The organism is Chitinophaga polysaccharea, from assembly GCF_902150045.1.
Classification (GTDB): Bacteria; Bacteroidota; Bacteroidia; order Chitinophagales; family Chitinophagaceae; genus Chitinophaga; species Chitinophaga polysaccharea_A.
Map to the genome: position 1 here is coordinate 2,149,910 of NZ_CABFVU010000001.1, position 19,780 is coordinate 2,169,689.

At 45.3% G+C, this 19,780-nt stretch carries 14 protein-coding genes; 9 read left to right on the forward strand and 5 right to left on the reverse strand.

Features of this window, described 5'->3' with window-relative positions:
- Window positions 1-620: 620 nt before the first annotated feature.
- The 5 genes from FN124_RS08670 to FN124_RS08690 all read left to right on the forward strand — a co-directional run bounded on the left by FN124_RS08670 (window position 621) and on the right by FN124_RS08690 (window position 8,597).
- A complete protein-coding gene (locus tag FN124_RS08670; RefSeq protein WP_142684348.1) occupies window positions 621-3,218 on the forward strand; it encodes an NACHT domain-containing protein in 2,598 nt (865 codons plus the stop codon).
- A gap of 21 nt (window positions 3,219-3,239) precedes the next feature.
- Entirely contained in the window at window positions 3,240-4,160 is a 921-nt protein-coding gene (locus FN124_RS08675) for a transglutaminase domain-containing protein (RefSeq protein WP_260607369.1), read from the forward strand.
- A gap of 139 nt (window positions 4,161-4,299) precedes the next feature.
- The gene (locus FN124_RS08680) at window positions 4,300-6,027 is read left to right on the forward strand and encodes a chloride channel protein (RefSeq protein ID WP_260607370.1); all 1,728 of its coding nucleotides are present in this window, start codon (window positions 4,300-4,302) and stop codon (window positions 6,025-6,027) included.
- Between the two features lie 70 nt (window positions 6,028-6,097).
- Window positions 6,098-6,703, forward strand: coding sequence for an NAD(P)H-dependent oxidoreductase (locus tag FN124_RS08685; RefSeq protein ID WP_142684350.1), 606 nt, complete (start codon window positions 6,098-6,100; stop codon window positions 6,701-6,703).
- Window position 6,704: 1 nt separating this feature from the next.
- Complete coding sequence (locus FN124_RS08690; RefSeq protein ID WP_142684351.1) at window positions 6,705-8,597, forward strand: monovalent cation:proton antiporter-2 (CPA2) family protein; 1,893 nt, start codon at window positions 6,705-6,707, stop codon at window positions 8,595-8,597.
- 3 nt (window positions 8,598-8,600) lie between these two features.
- Here the strand turns inward: FN124_RS08690 and FN124_RS08695 are convergent, their stop codons facing one another.
- From FN124_RS08695 to FN124_RS08705, 3 genes are all read right to left on the reverse strand, one after another.
- Window positions 8,601-8,849 (reverse strand): hypothetical protein, encoded by a 249-nt coding sequence (locus FN124_RS08695; protein WP_142684352.1) that lies wholly within the window; start codon window positions 8,847-8,849, stop codon window positions 8,601-8,603.
- Between the two features lie 6 nt (window positions 8,850-8,855).
- The gene (locus FN124_RS08700; protein ID WP_142684353.1) at window positions 8,856-9,113 is read right to left on the reverse strand and encodes a hypothetical protein; all 258 of its coding nucleotides are present in this window, start codon (window positions 9,111-9,113) and stop codon (window positions 8,856-8,858) included.
- Window positions 9,114-9,265: 152 nt separating this feature from the next.
- A complete protein-coding gene (locus FN124_RS08705) occupies window positions 9,266-10,453 on the reverse strand; it encodes a DUF5009 domain-containing protein (protein ID WP_142684354.1) in 1,188 nt (395 codons plus the stop codon).
- 133 nt (window positions 10,454-10,586) lie between these two features.
- Here FN124_RS08705 and FN124_RS08710 point away from each other — a divergent pair, with 133 nt between their 5' ends.
- The 4 genes from FN124_RS08710 (at window position 10,587) to FN124_RS08725 (ending at window position 15,398) form a co-directional block, all read left to right on the forward strand.
- Complete coding sequence (locus FN124_RS08710) at window positions 10,587-12,638, forward strand: M13 family metallopeptidase (protein WP_142684355.1); 2,052 nt, start codon at window positions 10,587-10,589, stop codon at window positions 12,636-12,638.
- A 188-nt stretch (window positions 12,639-12,826) separates the two neighbouring features.
- Window positions 12,827-13,216 (forward strand): GxxExxY protein, encoded by a 390-nt coding sequence (locus FN124_RS08715; RefSeq protein WP_142684356.1) that lies wholly within the window; start codon window positions 12,827-12,829, stop codon window positions 13,214-13,216.
- Window positions 13,213-14,301, forward strand: coding sequence for a carbohydrate-binding family 9-like protein (locus tag FN124_RS08720; RefSeq protein WP_142684357.1), 1,089 nt, complete (start codon window positions 13,213-13,215; stop codon window positions 14,299-14,301). The genes FN124_RS08715 and FN124_RS08720 overlap by 4 nt, the downstream gene beginning before the upstream one ends.
- 5 nt (window positions 14,302-14,306) lie before the next feature.
- The gene (locus tag FN124_RS08725; protein ID WP_142684358.1) at window positions 14,307-15,398 is read left to right on the forward strand and encodes a family 10 glycosylhydrolase; all 1,092 of its coding nucleotides are present in this window, start codon (window positions 14,307-14,309) and stop codon (window positions 15,396-15,398) included.
- Between the two features lie 163 nt (window positions 15,399-15,561).
- Here the strand turns inward: FN124_RS08725 and FN124_RS08730 are convergent, their stop codons facing one another.
- Together FN124_RS08730 and FN124_RS08735 are read right to left on the reverse strand one after the other, a co-directional pair.
- A complete protein-coding gene (locus tag FN124_RS08730; RefSeq protein WP_142684359.1) occupies window positions 15,562-17,850 on the reverse strand; it encodes a GH92 family glycosyl hydrolase in 2,289 nt (762 codons plus the stop codon).
- A gap of 63 nt (window positions 17,851-17,913) precedes the next feature.
- The gene (locus FN124_RS08735; RefSeq protein WP_142684360.1) at window positions 17,914-19,125 is read right to left on the reverse strand and encodes a glycosyltransferase family 87 protein; all 1,212 of its coding nucleotides are present in this window, start codon (window positions 19,123-19,125) and stop codon (window positions 17,914-17,916) included.
- Window positions 19,126-19,780: the final 655 nt, after the last annotated feature.

Genomic DNA, 19,780 nt, shown 5'->3' on the forward strand with positions numbered 1-19,780 from the left:
CATTTTTTAATGTTCTTGTTTTCAAGAACTCTAGGCAGGCAGGCGGTTATGAGGAGTAACAAAAGAAGCAATCTTAACAGTATATCAGTTTGTTTACGTATATGACTGGTTGATATCTTCCCCTTTTCAAAAAGTTAAAGTATTGTTACAATTGTGGTACGAAAGTAAATGGATGTAAGCGTTATACGAAAGCCCTTTTTGTTCATTTAATTTGAAATGTTCAGTTTGTTCAGTTTGAAAAAATGATATTCATTTTGTCCATTTGCGCATTTAATACACATACATTTTTGGGGCAAAAAAGGAAAACGCTGACGTATCGTAAAAAAAAATAAAGCAATCTCAACAATTCACTTATGGATAATTATTTCTTTATTCAAAAGCCAATAAATAAAATATTAATATATTTTATATAATAATACTATATGGTAATGGTCATATTTATATATGATATTCATCTGATAATTAATAAAGAGGTTTATTCTATTATCAATTTCTATATATATAATTCAGTTTAATACCTTCTGTTCATTTTGTTCATTCGGTCTTTCGAAAATCTAAACGCAAATACGATACGTAATTAAACAGGTACCGAAAATTCGAAAATCCATTTACTGTCCCCTATGATTGATCTATCCTATGACTTTATCATTACCCTGCAGAATGAAGTACTCCGCAGGTTTGGTGTTGAAGTCATGTTGCCAGGAGATTGCAAACATCTCTCTCAGTCCATATTGGATAACACCACAAAACTGGTAAGCGAAACTACGCTGAAAAGGGTGTTCGGATTTGCTGTTGCTCAACACAGCTTCTCCAGATATACCCTGAACACTCTTTCGCAATATTGCCAGTACAAAGACTGGGAGGATTTTCAGCAACATCACTACCGGAAGCTAAACACCGCTTCGAAAACAACCAGTGCGTCTACTTCAGCCGCAGCATTGGATAATAGTAAATGGTCTGACTTGAAAAACAAGGCAGATGCAGTTTCACATTATACCATGCTCACTCTCAAAAACCGCTCTGGTATTGCCTTCCCGTATACTGTTCACAGGCCTTTCTGTAACGCCCACATCGAAAAATTCCTGGAAAGCGACTACGCAGCCACCGCTTTAATAGCGCCTTCAGGATGGGGTAAGTCGCTGGCACTGGTTCACCTTGCAGAACATTGCTGGTTTGGCAAAGAAGCCCGGTATAAACAGGATGTATGCTGGTTTATACACGCACACGCTGCAGGAAGCCTTTTGCTGAAAGGATTCTCACTCTCTTCGTGGCTGGATAACCAGATGAACCTCGGCAACGGCGAAAACTTCCGGGAATATTTCGCCAGCCATTTCGATAAAAAAGGCGGACGCCTTATATTAATAATAGACGGGTTTGATGAAATTGCAGTAGCAGGTGAAAAGCTACGGTTGCTATATTCCAAACTGGAAGATTTTGTGTACTCCAACGACCTGTATCCCTGGGTGAAAGTGATCCTTTCCATCAGAAGCAGTACCTGGGCCGAAATATTCCAGCACTCCCAGCAATACCCGGCCTTCCGCCGCTATTGGTACCTGGGCGCTGAAATGGATGAAGAAACCAATATCAACATGCCCCGGCTTACGGAACAGGAAGTAAAGTCTATTCTCTATAATCACCAGTTCGATCCTGCCACCGTGCGCCTGTTTTCTGAAAATTTCCTGCAAAAACTGCGTTATCCATATTACCTGCAGTTATTTTGCCAGCTCAACAGTGGTCCGGATCAAACCTTTGTAGACGAGCATCTCAGCTTATTTGAAATTGTCTCGCGCTTTATCCAGAACCGCGTATTCAATTCGCAAAGCAATGCATTCAAAATAAAAATCATTGAAAAATTACTAACCCTGCTCGATCTCGGCAGAACAGGGATCTATGTAGATAAAAACCTGCTGCTCACCCAGAATGCAGAACTCTTCCCAGCCTATAAAGAACTGCTGGCAGATAATATATTGGTGGAGGAAAACCTGAGCCAGGAAATCATGTTCAACGTGAAGGTGCGCTTTGCCCATACCATGCTGCTCGAATATTTTGTGGCCATGCATTACCTGAAAGAAAACGGCCAGGAAATAAATGAGCCCATGCTGATGGCTATACTTGAGCATCTGCCACAGTCGCCCTACCGGATAGGCGTGTTCAGATGGCTGCTCCGCTACGCCATTAACCATGCACAGATCGATGGCATCATCAAAATGTTGCACTTACCATTATCCAACATAGAAAAATCACATCTGCTGGAGTACCTGGTATTACATTACCAGCACGATGGCAACAACCAGGGTGAACTCAAATCCATCTTCCCGGCGGGCTTCTTCAAGAAAAATCCTATTGGTCCCTTTATCAGTGACGAATTTATTCATTTCAGGAAACGCAAAGTACTTACCGCTTTGCTGGGACTTGCTGAGGCCCGGGAAGATAAACTGAAAATCAGGAGCAAGTTATTCACCATGGCATTATTGCAGCTGGATGCAGAACAATGTGAGATAGAGCTCAATAATATCAAGAAGATTTACGCACCGGATGAATTTGAAGATGAGCTTTGGGTAACACCTTATGAAATCCAGCTCTTTATTTATGAATTTCTCAAGTTTGGTATCATCAATGAAGATATCAGGGAGAAGATCTACAATTATTTCCGCTTTTGGACAGGCGGTGGCAAGAAACCCATCACTGAACCACAGGAAATTGTATTCCGTAATATGGGCATCGTTTTCACCTTACTGGGTGACAATGAGCACCTGCTGAGCTTTACCACACGGATCTTTGAAACATATCCTTCTCTACAACACCGTAAAACAGACTCACTGCGCCTCACCCTGCTCTGCTGGCAGGCGCAGGCCTACCTTGGCTTAGGGCAAACGGCATCTGCTGCACGCATCTGCCGGCACACCGACCAGGTAATCAAAAAATATTCTGTCGATTATTTTGGCGGAAAATACCTGGAGTCTGTTCAGAAACTGCTTTACGCCGGCGTCTATTTTAATGAACACGAATTCAATAAGGCCATCCGTACGGCAGAAACTGCCGTGGAAAACGCACAGAAGCTTGATTTCAAAGTACTGGCACTGATGAATTTCGGTCTGCTGAACAAGATCTACCAGCAACTACAGATGGATAAACAAAAAAATGATACCGTTCAGCAAATAGAGCTCATCAGGAAAAGTACCTCTTTTAAACAGGCCGTTTCAAATTTTGCGAGGTGATTATGGCATAATTTTGCTTTATTGCGTAGCATAATGGCCATAGACGAAAGCAAATATACCGTAGCACAGAAAATATTGTTCAACACACTGAGCCTGTTGACCTTATTATTGCTCGCACCCTATATCAACCGCTTTACGCCGCCTCTCATGCTGAATGGCTGGCATATTGATCTGCTATTGGCCGTAGCAGGAAGTTTCATCCTTGTTTACCTCCTCCGCTGGATTTTCAGACCACTCATCATCCCGGTGTTTTTAACAATGTGCAGCGTGCTGGTAGTAAATAAACTCACCGACCGCTATACCTTTTATAATGTGCTCAACGATTATAAAGGAATGGTGCAGGGCAATCTTAACACCAAAGGCAGCAAACAACTGGATATCCTTAGTTTATACCCGAGAAGGGTGGAAAGCTACCGCGATAAAACCGTGCGTGGCATAAAGGAAAAGATCAATTACCAGGATTCTGTGGTTCGCAATTTTTCTGTAAAGCACTCCCTCGACTATTACGACGAATACTTTTACAAGTATGGAAAAATAACCCGGTTCCTTTCCCTGTTCCGCTTTATCAACAGCCAGTTTAAATACGTGCTCGATTCAAGGCGTGATGAGTACTTCGCTACTGCACAGGAAACCATCCAGAATGGGCTTGGCGGCGACTGTGATGATCATTCCATCCTGATGACCTCCTGCCTGCAATCCATCGGGGCCCGCTGCCGTATTGTACTGGTAAAAGGTCATGCCTACCCTGAGCTTTATTGTGGTGATAAAGAAGAATTCGAAATCATGAAGCAGGCCATCATCACGCTTTTTCCCAAACCGGCCGTAAAGGAAATATATTATCACGAACTGAAAGGGGAGTACTGGATTAACCTGGACTACACTGCCCGCCGCCCTGGCGGTCCTTATATGAATGATAAAGTTTATGCGCTGATTGAACTTTGATCCTTAAATTTGCCGCATGAGTCAATTTAACCGACTGCGGAAATATCATAGTTTTTTTCGATTCAGGAGAGATTTTGAGCAATACAGTTTAAAGAGCGCAAAAAGCTATGAACTCATTCTACACTGGTTACACAGCAAAATGAACCGCAACCAGTTCCTCCTGCTTTCGGGTATACTGGTAGGGTGCTCAGCAGGGCTGGCCGGCGTAATACTGAAAAGTCTCGTCCATTATATTCATTATGTGATCACCTATAAGGTGCATTTCAGTACCCAGGTGATTTTTTATATAGTATTCCCGTTTCTCGGAATTGTACTGACCACCCTCGTGGTGATCTGGTTTTTTAAAGGCCAATCCAGGAAAGGAATACCTGCTATCTTGCATGAAATAGCCAGGAACTCCAGCCTGATCCCACCTGTAAAAATGTATTCCCAGATATTGCAAAGTGCCATTACTGTCGGGCTTGGCGGCTCTGCCGGACTGGAAAGCCCCATCGCTGTTACCGGGGCGGCACTGGGCTCCAATTATGCACGTACCTATAAACTTGGATATAAAGAACGCACACTGTTGCTGGCAGCCGGCGCTACTGCCGGGATAGCAGCAGCATTCAATGCACCTATTGCGGGGATGATGTTTGCCTTCGAGATTTTACTTACCGGCGTGGTATTTTCTGATTTTATGCCATTGATCGTGGCGGCTGTTTGCGGAAGTTTGCTCTCCAAAATTATTTTACAGGAAGAAGCGTTGTTTCATTTTGAATCGAGGGTTGCTTTTAATTATCACAATGTACCCTATTATATAGCCCTGGGAATACTTTCGGGGTTTTATGCAAGATATTATGTAGTCATCTCCCAGAAAATGGAACATTTTTTTCACACCCTTAACTGGACGGCCCTGCAGCGGGCTATACTGGGCGGCATACTCGTATCTGCACTCTGCGTGGCCATGCCTCCTTTATTCGGGGAAGGCTATACCAGTGTGAAATCGCTGGCTGCGGGCAATGGCGAGGCTATCCTGCAAAACAGTTTCTTCCGGTATCTGCCTTTGCAAAGCTGGATGATACTGGTATTTACCGGCTGCGTATGCCTGCTGAAAGCATTGGCGGCTTCAGTTACCATACAAAGCGGCGGCAATGGCGGTAATTTTGCGCCATCGCTGTTTGCCGGCGGATTCCTCGGATTCTTTTATGCGATGGCCTGCCAGCAAATGGGGTTTGCTGATACCCCCGTAACCAACCTGGTAATTGTAGGCATGGCCGGCGTAATGGCCGGGGTGATGTATGCCCCGCTTACTGCCATCTTTCTGATAGCTGAATCCAGCTCTGGATACGACCTCTTCATCCCGCTGATGATCGTTTCCACGATCTCCTTCCTGATGGCAAAATGGTTTTCTCCCATCTCCCCGGAAATTAAAGAACTGGCAAAAGACGGTAAAGTATTTACACATGCGCATGATAAAAACATCCTGCTGCTCCTGAAAATGGACGACCTCATAGAAAAAGATGTGCAAACCGTTTCCATTGACGCCACTTTACGGGAAATTATAGAACTGGTAAAAACAGGCGGCCGGAATATTATTGCCGTGGTAAACCAGGATCAGCTATTTGAAGGGATTATTACACTGGACGATATCCGGCCTGTTATGTTCAATCCGGAAATGTATGATAAGATTACTGTAAAGAAACTGATGCAGGCGCCGCCGGCAGTGGTTAATCTGAAAGACAATATCAACGTGGTGATCAAGAAATTTGATACCGCCCAGGCATGGAACCTGCCGGTAATACAGGATAAACAGCTGGTGGGCTTTATCTCCAAATCCAGCATTCTCAACAAATACCGTTCATTATTACAGGAATATTCAGAGGGCTGACAGATTTAATAGCACAGTGCCAATATTTTTGAAACAAAATGCCTAAATTTCTTTACACGAAAATCCGATAATGGCCAGAGTTCTGATAAATTTTGCACATCCCGCCCTGGAAAAATCCAGGGTACATGCCCACTTGTTGCGGGTGATCAGGAACATGCCGGGCATTACTTTCAATGACTTATATGAGCAATATCCCGACCTGGATGTGAATGTAGCCCGTGAACAAAAACTGCTGGAACAGCACGATATTATTTTTATGCAGCATCCCTTTTATTGGTACAGCGCACCTGCTATCGTAAAGCAATGGATGGACCTGGTGCTGGAACATGGATGGGCATACGGCCATACCGGCAAAGCCTTGCAGGGGAAGTACTTCAGTAATATCATCACCGCAGGTGGCTCCGAACATTCGTATCAGCGGGATGGGCATCATGGTCATACCGTGCAGGACTTCCTGCTGCCTTTTATACAAACAGCCAAATTGTGCAATATGCATTACGCCGCTCCCTATGTTATATATGGAGTGCACCGGCAGGATATTTCCGACATCCAGGAAGATGCCGTTAGGCTGAAACAGGTACTGGAGCGCCTCCGCGATGATAAGTTTGATCTTACTCCTTTGCCCGGCCTGGAAAACCTGACTCAAATACTTCAACTACCCGCTCAAACCAGATAATATGGATCAACATTCTTTGCTATTTCAGTCGATGGTATACCTGGCTGCAGCCATTGTATTTGTGCCACTGGCCAAAAAGATGGGACTGGGCGCTGTTTTGGGCTACCTGATAGCGGGCATTATCATCGGACCTTCCTTGCTGGGTTTTATAGGAAGAGAAGGAGAAGATATTATGCACTTTGCAGAATTCGGCGTGGTAATGATGCTGTTCCTGATTGGTATAGAGCTGGAACCCGCACTGCTATGGCGGCTGCGTTCTTCCATACTCGGGCTGGGAGGGCTGCAGGTAACATTAAGTGCAGCAGCTATTGCGGGTATTGCTTACCTGCTCGGACAACCGGTGAACACTTCACTGGCGCTGGGCATGATCCTGTCGCTTTCCTCCACCGCCATTGTGTTACAAACACTGAATGAAAAAGGATGGATGGGCACCTCTGCGGGGCAGAGCGCCTTTTCCGTATTGCTGTTCCAGGACATTGCGGTGATCCCTATGCTGGCCATATTTCCTTTACTGGCGGGCAATGCGGCCGGCGATGTTGCTTCACACACGCCTTCCCTTAGAGATAATTTACCCGGCTGGGCCCAAACGCTGGTAGTACTTGGAGCTGTAGCCATTATCATTATTGCCGGCAGGTACCTGGTACGACCGCTCATGCGTATCATAGCCCGCACCCGGGTACGCGAATTATTTACCGCCACCGCATTACTGATGGTGGTTGGTATTGCAGTGCTGATGAACCTGGTAGGCCTTAGCTCCGCACTGGGCGCATTTCTCGGCGGAGTGGTACTGGCCAACAGCGAATACCGCCACGAACTGGAAAGTGATATTGAACCTTTCAAGGGATTGCTGCTTGGTTTATTTTTTATTGCCGTCGGCGCATCTATCGATTTTAAATTAATACTGGAGCAGCCCTGGCTGATCATAGGACTGGTGGCGGCTATCATGGCATTGAAAGCCATTGTGTTACTTGTGCTCGGAAAAATATTCAGGCTCAGCACAGATCAGAACCTGCTGTTCGCGTTTGCCCTTGCTGATATCGGGGAGTTTGCGTTTGTACTGTTGTCGTTTACCAGTCAAACGCGGCTTATGAGTGAAGAAATGACTGCCATGATCACGGCAGTAGTAGCCATCAGTATGGCGCTCACGCCGTTGATCATGCTGCTGTATGAAAAAGTGATACAGCCACATTATACCCGGTCTGAAGTGAAAGCAGAAAGGGAAGCGGATGAGATCAAAGAAAAAAATCCTGTGATTATCGCGGGTTTTGGCCGCTTTGGCAGCATGACAGGCCGCTTCCTCCGGGCAAACGGGATTAACACTACTATCCTGGATCTCGATTCCGACCGGGTAGACGCACTTCATAACCTGGGTATTAAAGTATATTATGGAGATGCATCCCGTTATGACCTGTTGGCGGCCGCAGGCGCCGCAGATGCTAAAATGCTGATCATCGCCACCGATCATCCGGAACAAACACTGGAAATAGTGAAAATGGCACAACGGTATTTTCCCCACCTGCAGCTATTGGTAAGGGCTGAAAATAATGAAGATACTTTTGAGTTGATGGACCTGGGCGTATTGCATATTTATCGTGAAACAGTAGATACTTCCCTGCGTGTTGGGGTGGATGCCCTGCGCATGCTGGGAGAAAGAGCCTATCATAGCGAGCGTGCCGCCCGGACTTTCTTCCGCCAGGATGAGCGGACCCTGAAAGGCTTATCAGCCCTGCGCGACGATAAAAAGCAATACATCAGCTCTATGAAGGAACGGATTGAAGAAATGGAAAAACTTATCTCTTCCGACCGGGTAAAAACCTGGCTGGATGAAGGACAGGGCTGGGATCCTGAATCATTGCGTGACGAGATCCGGGGGGAAAAGCCGGACGAAGCCTGATTGTTACTGGATATGCTGGATAATAAGTTCTGCCACATGATGTAACAGGCCTATATCTACCGGCGGCAGATGATCGTGCATAGGCTTACTGGAAACAGCGCGTACATAGCCTTCTTCATCAGGCTCAAAAGTAATTTCGTGCTCTTCAATGGCCACTTTGTAAACCGTTTTGAATTGCTGATGAACAGTTTGCACATCCAGGATATGTGGATGCCCTTTATATTCAAATTTAAGTGTGAAGAAGTCTGACATAGATCATTACTGTTGCGCAGTATTTACTCCCCTTTCATCGTGCCGGCGATGATAGTAACGCTTTATCCTGTTCTTCTCATCGCGGGAAAACTGATGAATCAGCCACAGGCAAAAGCAAGCAAGACCGCTGATAATTAATATATAGCCAACAAAACCCATGGTATGGAACACTTTGAACCACATCCAGTCGTTTGTTAAGGCATACTGCGCTAAGATAGCTAAAATCAACCCTGCTGCCGCTAATACAATTGCAATTTTTTTCATGGGGGAACTTTTGGGATAAAAAATATGTTTCCGCAAAAAGGGACAAACCAAATGCCATTACCTATTTACGTGTTATACACCTGTTACGAATGTATTTCACGTAGATATTTCTCTACATTGCGAGTGTTATAACGAACCGGCGTGTAAGATTGTTACAGTTGTAAACGGATTCCCAGCTTGTTTAATCCTTTTACAAGGAAAAGCATGATCACTGCAAAAAAAGCGCACCAGGCAATGCCCGGCAGTCCTTCACCCAACACAGCCGGCAGCCCGATCCCCGCCAGCAGCATACCATAGAAAACGATATCCGGCAATATGTAGGTGAGCAAAGGATTGGATCCCGCCGGACGGAAGAAAGCCGTCCACTTACTGATGTGTTTTACATCTATCAGGAAATATAATAAAGAAAAGATAGCCACACATATACCGCTGCAATACAAACACCAGCTAGGTGTAGCCTGGATCTTTGATAGTTTGTAAGTGGGCCTTAACACAACACCGGCAATCAGTAATAAGGAAAAATATCCCATTACCCTTGCCACCAGCTTACTTCCTTTCAATCCCAGGTCATCATCAAAATAAAATAATGTTAACAGCATTCCCGACAAAACAATAGCAGTATGGGCAGCATTACGCGATTGCAAAGTAAGCCAGCTCCATTCTCCCTGCTGCATAAAGGGCTGTTTGCATAAAATATAATACCCGATGCATACGGCTATCATCAGCATAATACCTCCTGCAACACCTTTAAACACCTGGTAAATAATACATGCATACAGGTAAGCCCAGCCTATCAGGCCCAGGATTCCCCACCATTGCGGGCTTAAACGTTCAGTTCCGTCCTCACCACCACGAAAAATAACGGCAAGTATTATTAATCCGATTGCACCTACAGCTTTGAAGCACCAGGAGATCCAGCTTGTTTTGAACTTATAAACATTCCATACCAGTATGGCGCATATATAAAAAAGAAGCGACCAGGCAGCGCCGCTTATCCCGGTAGCAGCAGCGTTCACCAGTTCCGCATTTACCATGAAAATACCAAGTACCCATAAGCCCAGCGTACGCCATATAATATGCCGCTGCAGCTGCCAGAAAGTATCTCCTTTCTCCAACCTGCTATTGATAGCAAAAGGTATTGACATGCCCACGATAAAAAGAAAAGCAGGGAAAACAACATCCACAAAAGTCATCCTGTCTTCATTACCATGCGCATGCTGCATCCACAACGGGATACTGCTCACCCCCGCAACACTGTTAACGAAAATCATGACAAGAATAGTAATTCCGCGGAAGGCATCGATAGATAAAATGCGGCCAGTCTTTAAATTGTTAATCATAAGTGGTAAGGAAATGACTTTATACAAAGTACAATATTTACTTTATATTCTCCTGCTGCCGTTAAGCCCATTTTAATAACCGGGGTCCCAAAAAATAATTACCTTTCTGCCGATAACAAAATCTGAAAAGCTTATGATAAAATCCATCCTTACCGTAACCGGCCTGGCTGCCGTTACCTGCTTTGCAGCATGTAACCAGGGACAGAAACAGCCCAGCGATGCCAACTCCCACACACCCGATGCAGTAGCCGCTAATGTAGACAGTACCGTGAGCCCCACACAGGATTTTTTTGATTATGCCAACGGCGGCTGGATAAAACGCAATCCCATACCCGCAGAATATAGTTCATGGGGTATTGGTAATCTTGTACAGGAAGAATTGTACAAACGCCTGCGCATCATCAACGAAAAGGCAGTGGAAAATCCTGCCGATCCAATCTCTAAAAAAATTGCCGCTTTCTGGACAAGCGGTATGGATTCCGTTCGCATCAACCAGGAAGGCATAAAGCCTATTGAAGCTGAACTGAAAGCCATTGATGCAGTTACTACTATTCCACAACTGGTACAAATAGCCTCTAAACTGAACATGAACACAGGCGCTTTCTGCAGCCTGTACATAGGCCAGGACGCCAAAAACAGCGAGGTGATTGCCGTTCAGCTGGGCCAGGGCGGATTAGGCTTACCTAACCGCGACTACTACTTTAACACCGATGCACGTACCACCAACATAAGAAATGCTTATCCCGCACACATTGCCAAAATGCTTCAATTTGTTGGTTACGACAGCACCTCCGCTAAAAAGGCCGCTGCCGGCATTGTGCAGCTGGAAACCAGCCTGGCTAAAAACAGCCGTAAACTGGAAGCACTCCGCGACCCGGAAGCCAACTACCACAAAATGGCAGTGACTCAGCTCAATAAAATTGCCGGGAATATTGATTGGAATGATTTCATTAAACAACAAGGCATCAACAAATTTGCCGATACTGTGATTGTGGGTCAGCCGGAATTTTACACCAATCTGAGCAACGTGGTTAAGTCGCAACCACTTCAAACCTGGAAAGACTACCTCAAATGGAACCTGATCAACGCTGCGGCCTCACATCTCAGCGATACCATTGCCAACACCGACTTCGCCTTTTATGGAACTCTTCTAAAAGGACAAGACAAACAGAAACCCCGCTGGAAACGAGTGCTGGATGCTGAAGAAGGCGCTATGGGCGAGGCATTGGGACAATTGTTCGTAAAAGAATTCTTTAACACCACCGCCAAAAAAAGATATGAAAACCTGGTAGAAGAAATACGTGCCGAACTGAAAACACGCATCGAGCACCTCGACTGGATGAGCGACAGCACCAAGCAGAAAGCATTGTATAAACTGTCGAAGATCACGAAGAAAGTTGGTTATCCCGATAAGTGGAAGGATTTTTCCGCAATGGATATCAAGGAGCAATCCTATCACCAGAACATAGAGGCAGCACAACAATGGTGGCAGAACTACCAGATCAGCAAACTGGGTAAACCGGTAGACCGCACCGAATGGGATATGACCCCACAAACATACAACGCCTACTATAACCCCAGCAACAATGAAATAGTGTTACCCGCAGGTATCTTCACCGTTCCCGGTAAACGCGATGAAGAACTGGATGACGCCATCGTTTATGGCTACGCCGGTGCCTCCACCATTGGCCACGAAATCACACACGGCTTCGACGATGAAGGTCGCCAGTTTGATGCTGCCGGAAACCTCAAAAGCTGGTGGACAAAGGATGATGAGAAAAAATTCAATGAGCGCGCAGCTGTAATGGTGAATCAGTTTAACAACTACGTAGTGGTAGATACCTTACGCATCAACGGTAAAGCCACACTCGGTGAAAACATCGCCGACCTTGGCGGTATCCTGCTGGGTTGGGAAGCGTTCAAAAAAACGGAGCAGTTCAAAAAGAATGAGAAAATTGCCGGCTACACTCCATCACAACGTTATTTCATGGGTTACGCACTGGGCTGGCTGGGACATTCCAAAAAGGAATCCCTCGCCAGGCAGGTGCTTACAGATGTGCATTCTCCTGCCAAGTTCAGGGTGAATGGACCGTTTGCGGATGTAGATGCCTTCTACGAAGTATACGGCGTAAAACCCGGGGATGCTATGTATAGGCCGGATAGCGCAAGGGTACGCATTTGGTAATGCAGCGGATTTTGTCTGACTCAGGATTAAACTGATTACGCTGATTACGCTGATTTTATTTTTTTGATTTTTGATTTTTGATTTTCATTGGGTATTATTTTAAGAGCCGGATTTTATCCGGCTCTTTGTTTTGATTATTAGAATGAGCTAAATTAGAGCCATTGTTTGTTTAACCTAATATATAATGTATGATTAATCCAGATTATAAGCATTCCGAGCTTACCGGAAAGATTATTGGTTGTGCGATGCAAGTACATCGCATACTTGGATCAGGATTCCAGGAAGTAATTTACCAACGGGCATTAGCCATTGAAATGAGTGAAAATCAAATTCATTTTGTGAGAGAAAAAGAGATTCCTTTATATTATAAAGGACAACATGTAGAAGGCAGAAGGGCCGATTTCATTGTAGAAGACGTTGTGGCTGTAGAGCTAAAGGCCTTAACAGTAACAGAACAAGTCCATTTATCCCAGATTAAAAGCTATCTCGAAGCATATAATGTAGAAACCGGATTACTTATTAACTTTGGCCGGCCAAGCCTCGACTTTAGAAGATTAATCAACGGAAACTATAAATGAAAAATTTTTCTTTCAATACACAAAAAAAAATCAGTGTAATCAGCGTAATCAGTTTAATCCTGAGTCAGACAATTTCCGCGCAAAGCGCGAAGCCGTTCAAAGGAACACCCCGGCATTACGTATGCCAGGAAACGAAAGATAAGGTGGTAATCGATGGCAAATTGGAAGAAGCCGCCTGGCAGCAAGCCTCATGGACCAACGATTTCCAGGATATTGAAGGCGATGCCAAACCAGCGCCCGCACTGCGTACCAGGGTGAAAATGATGTGGGATCAACAGTATCTTTATATTGCAGCCACACTTCAGGAACCTCATATCTGGGGAACGCTGACAGATCATGATGCCATCATTTTCCGGGATAATGATTTTGAGGTGTTTATAGATCCCGAGGGAGATACCCACCAATATTACGAAATAGAGATCAACGCTTTAAATACCGTAATGGACCTTTTCATGGGAAAGCCGTACCGCAATATGGGAGAGGCGCTGATAAACTGGGACACTAAAGGAATTATCACCGCCGTGCATATAAACGGTACCATTAATAACCCATTGGATACGGATAAAGAGTGGACAGTGGAAATGGCCATCCCTTTCAGTGCGCTTAGCTTTTTTAACAGAGAGCAGCGGCCACAGGAAAACACCCTTTGGCGGATCAATTTTTCCCGGGTGGAGTGGGATACCGATATTAAGAACGGAAAGTATGTAAAACTGAAGCGGCCAGAACACAACTGGGTATGGTCGCCACAGGGTATTGTGAATATGCATGCACCGGAACGGTGGGGGTACCTGCTGTTTACCAGCAAGGCTAATACTGCTTTTCAATTACCCCCAACGGAGGAAGCCCGTCAATACCTCTGGCAGATATACAGCGCACAACTGGAGTACAGGCAAGCCAACGGGCGGTATGCCAGCAATTTAAAAGCGCTGAAGATCCCTGAAAAACAAACAGGTCCTAACGGCCAGATATATACGCTGTCGATGGAAGGTATTTCGTTGCAATATAATGCCAGCGTTACCGGAAGCAATTTTAGCGGTTCTGTAAATATCAACCAGGAAGGTAAAGTATATAACAATAGAAAATAACGGCTATGGATAAACGTCTTTTTATAAAATCATTGGGTATAGGTGGATTGGCATTGGTAAAACCACCATTGCCGGCCAGTGCCGCTGCAGTTGCTGAAAAAGCAGCACCCACACTGGAAAAAAATGCCGTGCAGCACCGGGTGTGGATTAACCCTAATCATAAAGATTCTGCGACCGTGTTGCAGGCAAGGTATGCCGCTTATAGTAAAGCAGGCATCACTGATATTATGTTTGAGGAAGACAGTCCCCTACATTTTAAAATGGCCAAAGCCAATGGCATCAAGGCTCACCGCTGGATGTGGACCATGAACAGGGGAGAGAAAGATCTGCTGGCCAGTCACCCGGAATGGTATGCACAAAACCGCAAAGGTGAATCCTGTGCCAATCATCCCCCTTATGTAGATTACTACCGCTGGTTATGCCCCAGCAAACCGGAAGTGGTGAACTATTTGAAAAACCAGGTGGAGAAAATCCTTTCGCTGGATTATGTAGATGGCATTCACCTCGACTATGTACGTTTCTGTGATGTGATATTACCGGTTAATCTTTGGAGTAACTATGGCATTGACCAGTCGAAAGAATTACCGGAATATGATTTCTGTTATTGCGGGCAATGCCGTAATGCGTATAAAGAAAAAAGCGGCGTAGATCCGCTGCAGATGGAGCATCCGGACCAAAGCCCTTCCTGGCGGAAGTTCCGATACGACCGGATCACCAACGTAGTAAGTAATCTTGCAGCGGTGGCCAGGCAACATAAAAAGCCTATTTCAGCAGCGGTGTTCCCCACACCCGAAATTGCTAAACGTATTGTTCGCCAGGACTGGACCAACTGGCCGCTGAACGCTGTTTGCCCGATGATCTATCACGGTTTTTATAAGGAAAATGTAAGCTGGATCGGAGACGCCGTAGCAGAAGGCGTGAAGGAATTACATGGGGCATTCCCGTTGTATGCCGGCTTGTATCTTCCCGACTTCCACGGCAATTATACTGATCTCGGCGAAGCCGTGAAACTGGCCATAGAAAATGGAGCAGCAGGTGTTTCTATTTTTGGTGAAGTAACACCGGAAGTGTTGCGGGTGCTGGGTGAAAATGCTTAGCATATTTGGAAAATATTTGGGGAGATAAAAGCAATTACCTGCTTATATCTCCCCAAATATTTTTAACCCACAGGAAGAAAAATTATTCGATTATATCCCACTAATCTTTCAGATCCAAAGTGATCAAACAAATCAGCATAATCCTGAGTCAGACAACATCCGCTTAAAGCGCATTCGACGGCCTGTCAGCAACCGCTTTACCAAAATTGAGATTGGGTTTGCTACCCATTTTCACTACCAGCGTTCCACCCTTCACCACGTCCTGATGGGTAATGAAACTTTTCGTATATGGCTTACCGTTGAGCGTAGCGCTTTGGATGTAGATATTTTCTGCGCTGTTATCAATAGCCTGAACAGTGAAGGTTTTACCTGTACCGAGTTTAATCGATGCCTTGTCGAACAGCGGGCTGCCTAATACATATATGCCGCTGGCGGAGTTTTCGGGATAGAAGCCAAGCGAGGAGAATACGTACCAGGAAGACATAGCCCCGCAATCTTCATTACCAGCAAGACCTTCCGGCTGATCAAAGTAGAACTCTTTCATTACCTGTCTTACTTTCTCTGCGGTTTTCCATTGATAGCCGGAGAAAGCGTACATATAGGTAACGTGATGACTCGGTTCATTACCATGCGCATACATACCAATAAGACCGGAGATATCGCTGGAGGCTTCGGCTCCCATATCGCCTTTTGCAGTAAAGAGGCTATCGAGCTTACGGGTAAATGCATCGTCGCCGCCCATTAGCTGGATCAGGCCTTCCACATCCTGTGGCACCAGCCAGGTGTATTGCCAACCGTTACCTTCCGTGAAATCACCTTTTTCATGGATGGAGTTAAACGGATCGTAAGGTGTTTTGAAGCTGCCATCGCTCATGCGCGGACGCACAAAGCGGATAGTGCTGTCGAAATAGTTACGGTAATAAGCCGCGCGTTTTTTATAGTATTCGAAATCGGCTGTTTTGCCCAGTTTCTTTGCCATGGCTGCAATACACCAGTCGTCGATAGCATATTCCATTGCTTTGGAAACGGATTCATATTCCTTATCTGCGGGAATATAACCCAGTTCCTTTACGTATTTCAGCCCGAGGTCGTCGCGGTTGGCAGTTACTTTCATGGCTTCGAATGCTTCTTCTGCGTTGAATCCTTTAAATCCTTTCAGGTATGCATCCACAATAGGAGGCACTGCATGGTAGCCCACCATACAGTTGGTTTCGTTACCCATAAGCGGCCATACCGGTAATTTTCCCTGTTGTTTATGAATGGCCAGCATTGAGTTCACAAAGCTGTTCACCTTTTCAGGATGCAGGATAGTAGCGAGAGGTGCGCAGGAGCGATAGATATCCCAGAGAGAAAATACGGAGTAGTTATCGAATCCGGGATTGGAATATCCTTTTTTATCAGTGCCGCGGTAGCTGCCGTCATGGTCGTTAAACAGGGCAGGATCGATCATGGTATGATACATGGCCGTATAAAATACGCGGCGGGCGGCTTCATCTTTTGTTTCAATACTTACCTTAGACAATTCCTTGTCCCATTTGGCATTGGCGCTGTTGATGGTTTTGATAAAATCCCAGCCTGGAATTTCAGCTTTGATATTAGCCAGGGCATTTTCGCTGCTCACCGGGGAGATGCCTACTTTCAGCATCACCTGTCCGGGCGATTTATCGAATACGATCACGCCCTTTGCTTCTTTCGATTTTACTTCTTTCCCGTTTTGTTTATTATCTCCGTCAAATACCTGGAATTGCTTTACCGGTACATTGGATTTAATGGCAAACCAAAGACGCTGGTCTACCGCCCAGCCTTTGGAGTAGCGGTAGCCTTCAAGAGTATATTCATCTACCTGGCGGATAAATGTTTCTACCGGCGCATCCCATCCTATACCTTCTTTGAGGTCGATGATGATGTTAGCCTGTTGATCTTTTGGAAAGGTGTATTTATGAAAAGCCACTCTTTCTGAAGCGGTTAGTTCAGCTTTGATGTTGTAATCATCCAGCTGAACTGCATAGTAGCCGGGGCGTGCGGTTTCCCGGTCGTGTGAATAGTGGGAGCCGTATCCTGAAGTTGGATTCTCCTGTGTGCCGCGGTTGGTTCTAACGTTGCCGGTGTAGGGCATAATTAGCACATCGCCCAGGTCGCCGATACCGGTTCCGCTGAGGTGCATCTGGGAGAAGCCTATTAAAACGCTGTCTGAATAGTGATATCCTGAGCACCAATCCCAACCTTTTACAATATTAGTAGGGCCGGTTTGTACTGCGCCGTAAGGAACGCTGGCGCCAACAAATACGTGCCCGTGCCCCCCGGAGCCGATATAAGGATCTACCGAAGCAACTGATTTACTTTCAACAAAGCCTGGCAATGGTGCTGATTTTCTCTGTGCATTTGCCTGAATGCCGTGAAACAGCATCGCAGATAACGCAAATGCGCTACCTATCTTGAATCCCGTGTTCATAATCAAAAACCTTTAATAATCCGGCAATTTACGCCCGGATTATTACTTTTTCAGTTAATTTTTTCACAATACGGCGGCGGGCTCCAGCTCCCTGACTGGCGCGGGAGAAGCATCATTTTTCAGCAAATATTTCCGGGTGTAGATATTGTAAGCGATCATGAGCCATAAAACCAGGCAGGGAAAGGCTTTCACGGCATATGGCATCGCTATGTTCCTCCTTACCCACGGCGTTACTACATCTGAATGGGAAAAGCTGATCAGGACAATGGCGAAAAACATAAATATGTTGTTCCACCTGGTATATGGCTGCATTACATACCAGATACATACTGCAGGTATGGCAATGATGTAGGTAGGCGATTCCGAGCTGGTGCTGAACAACACAGGGAACATCAGCGTAGAACAGAGTATGTACAGGCGGTAGCGGGAGTTATAACGGTCGCTCAGCCGGGTATATTGTAACAGGAAAAGCACTATTGCGGGAATGAGTACCACGTTATTACTCAGTCCCGGCAGATGAAATACCCTTTTAATAAAGCCTCCGGCAGATATATCCTGGAACAGGATATTGGCTCCTTCATTCAGTTCATTTTTGTGTACCAGTGCGGCATACCAATCAAAATAACATTGAATGATATATTGGGGAGAAGAGATGATCATGGGCAGTGCAAACATTACTGCGCCCCATAAAAACAGGCTGCCGATAAAGCGTTTGGGATTGGGACTGAAAAAGAAAAAGGCCAGTCCTACGATGCCGTAAAATTTTGTAAGGGTTCCCAAAACAATAAAGAAGGCCGCCCAAAGCTCTTTTCCTTTGATGATATGAGTAAAAGTGAGGATAATAAAAGCGCCGATGAACTGGTTCATCTGGAACCAGCTGGCGGCTCCCATCAGTTCCATAGAACACAGCAACAGGATGATATTCTGCTGCATACGTGTGAGCGGCAATTGCCGGATGGCATAAAATAAAATAGCTGAGCCGGAGAGTGACCAGAGTACTGCACCCAGGTTGGTATTCAGCCCTGCAAACGGGGCAATGACAATGCTGAATACCGGGCCATAAAGATTCACATCATAATAATCGGCCGGGTAGGGGATGTATAGCGGCTGCTGGTGTATGACGTGAAAAAATACGTCTTTAAATATGAGATAATTATTGATGTTATGCCGGGAGATCTCCAGGATGGCGCCAATAAAGGATAATCCAAACCATAAGCTCATGATCAGCCATTCCTTTTCTGCCAGGTAATTCAGCACTGTTCTTTTTTCACGCATATCGATAAATGCTAATTAAATAAAGCCCCAATACGCTGGTATAACGCGGCTGTGTAGCGTATCCCTCTATTAATCAGGGAAGATTCAGGTGCTTTTATCCGTGAATCTATGGCAGGGGATTTTTCTACCGGAGATCAGAGATCCAGGTTATTTCTATGTGTATTGCGCACCAAAGGGGTAGTGGCTAAGATAATTGTAAGGGATTCTTCTACCTGAAGGATTATTTCTCTTTATTCTGTTTTTGTGCTTCAAAGGGGCAGCGACCCGAATAATTGCAAGGGACTCTTCTGTCTGAAGTAAAGCTCCAGGTTATTTCTATCTATCCCGTTTTCTGCTCCAAAAGGTCGGCGGGAAAAATAATTACAGGGGTTTCTTCCGGCTGAAATCAGAGTTCTAGCTGGTTTAGACATCAACAGATAAACCACCTGCTATAATAAAATCAAACAAATCAGCATAATCATCATAATCCTGCTCCAGGACAATTTACCCGCCGAAGGCGGGCCAGGACACTGCTGCAATATAGGCGCAGTATTAACTCTCCGATGCCGCCCATTCTCTGGATTGTTCATTCACCGCGTACACAACGCCGGCAACGATCACACAACAAGCTACCAGTAAGGAAACGATCAGTAATAACATAGCATTCCGGTTTATT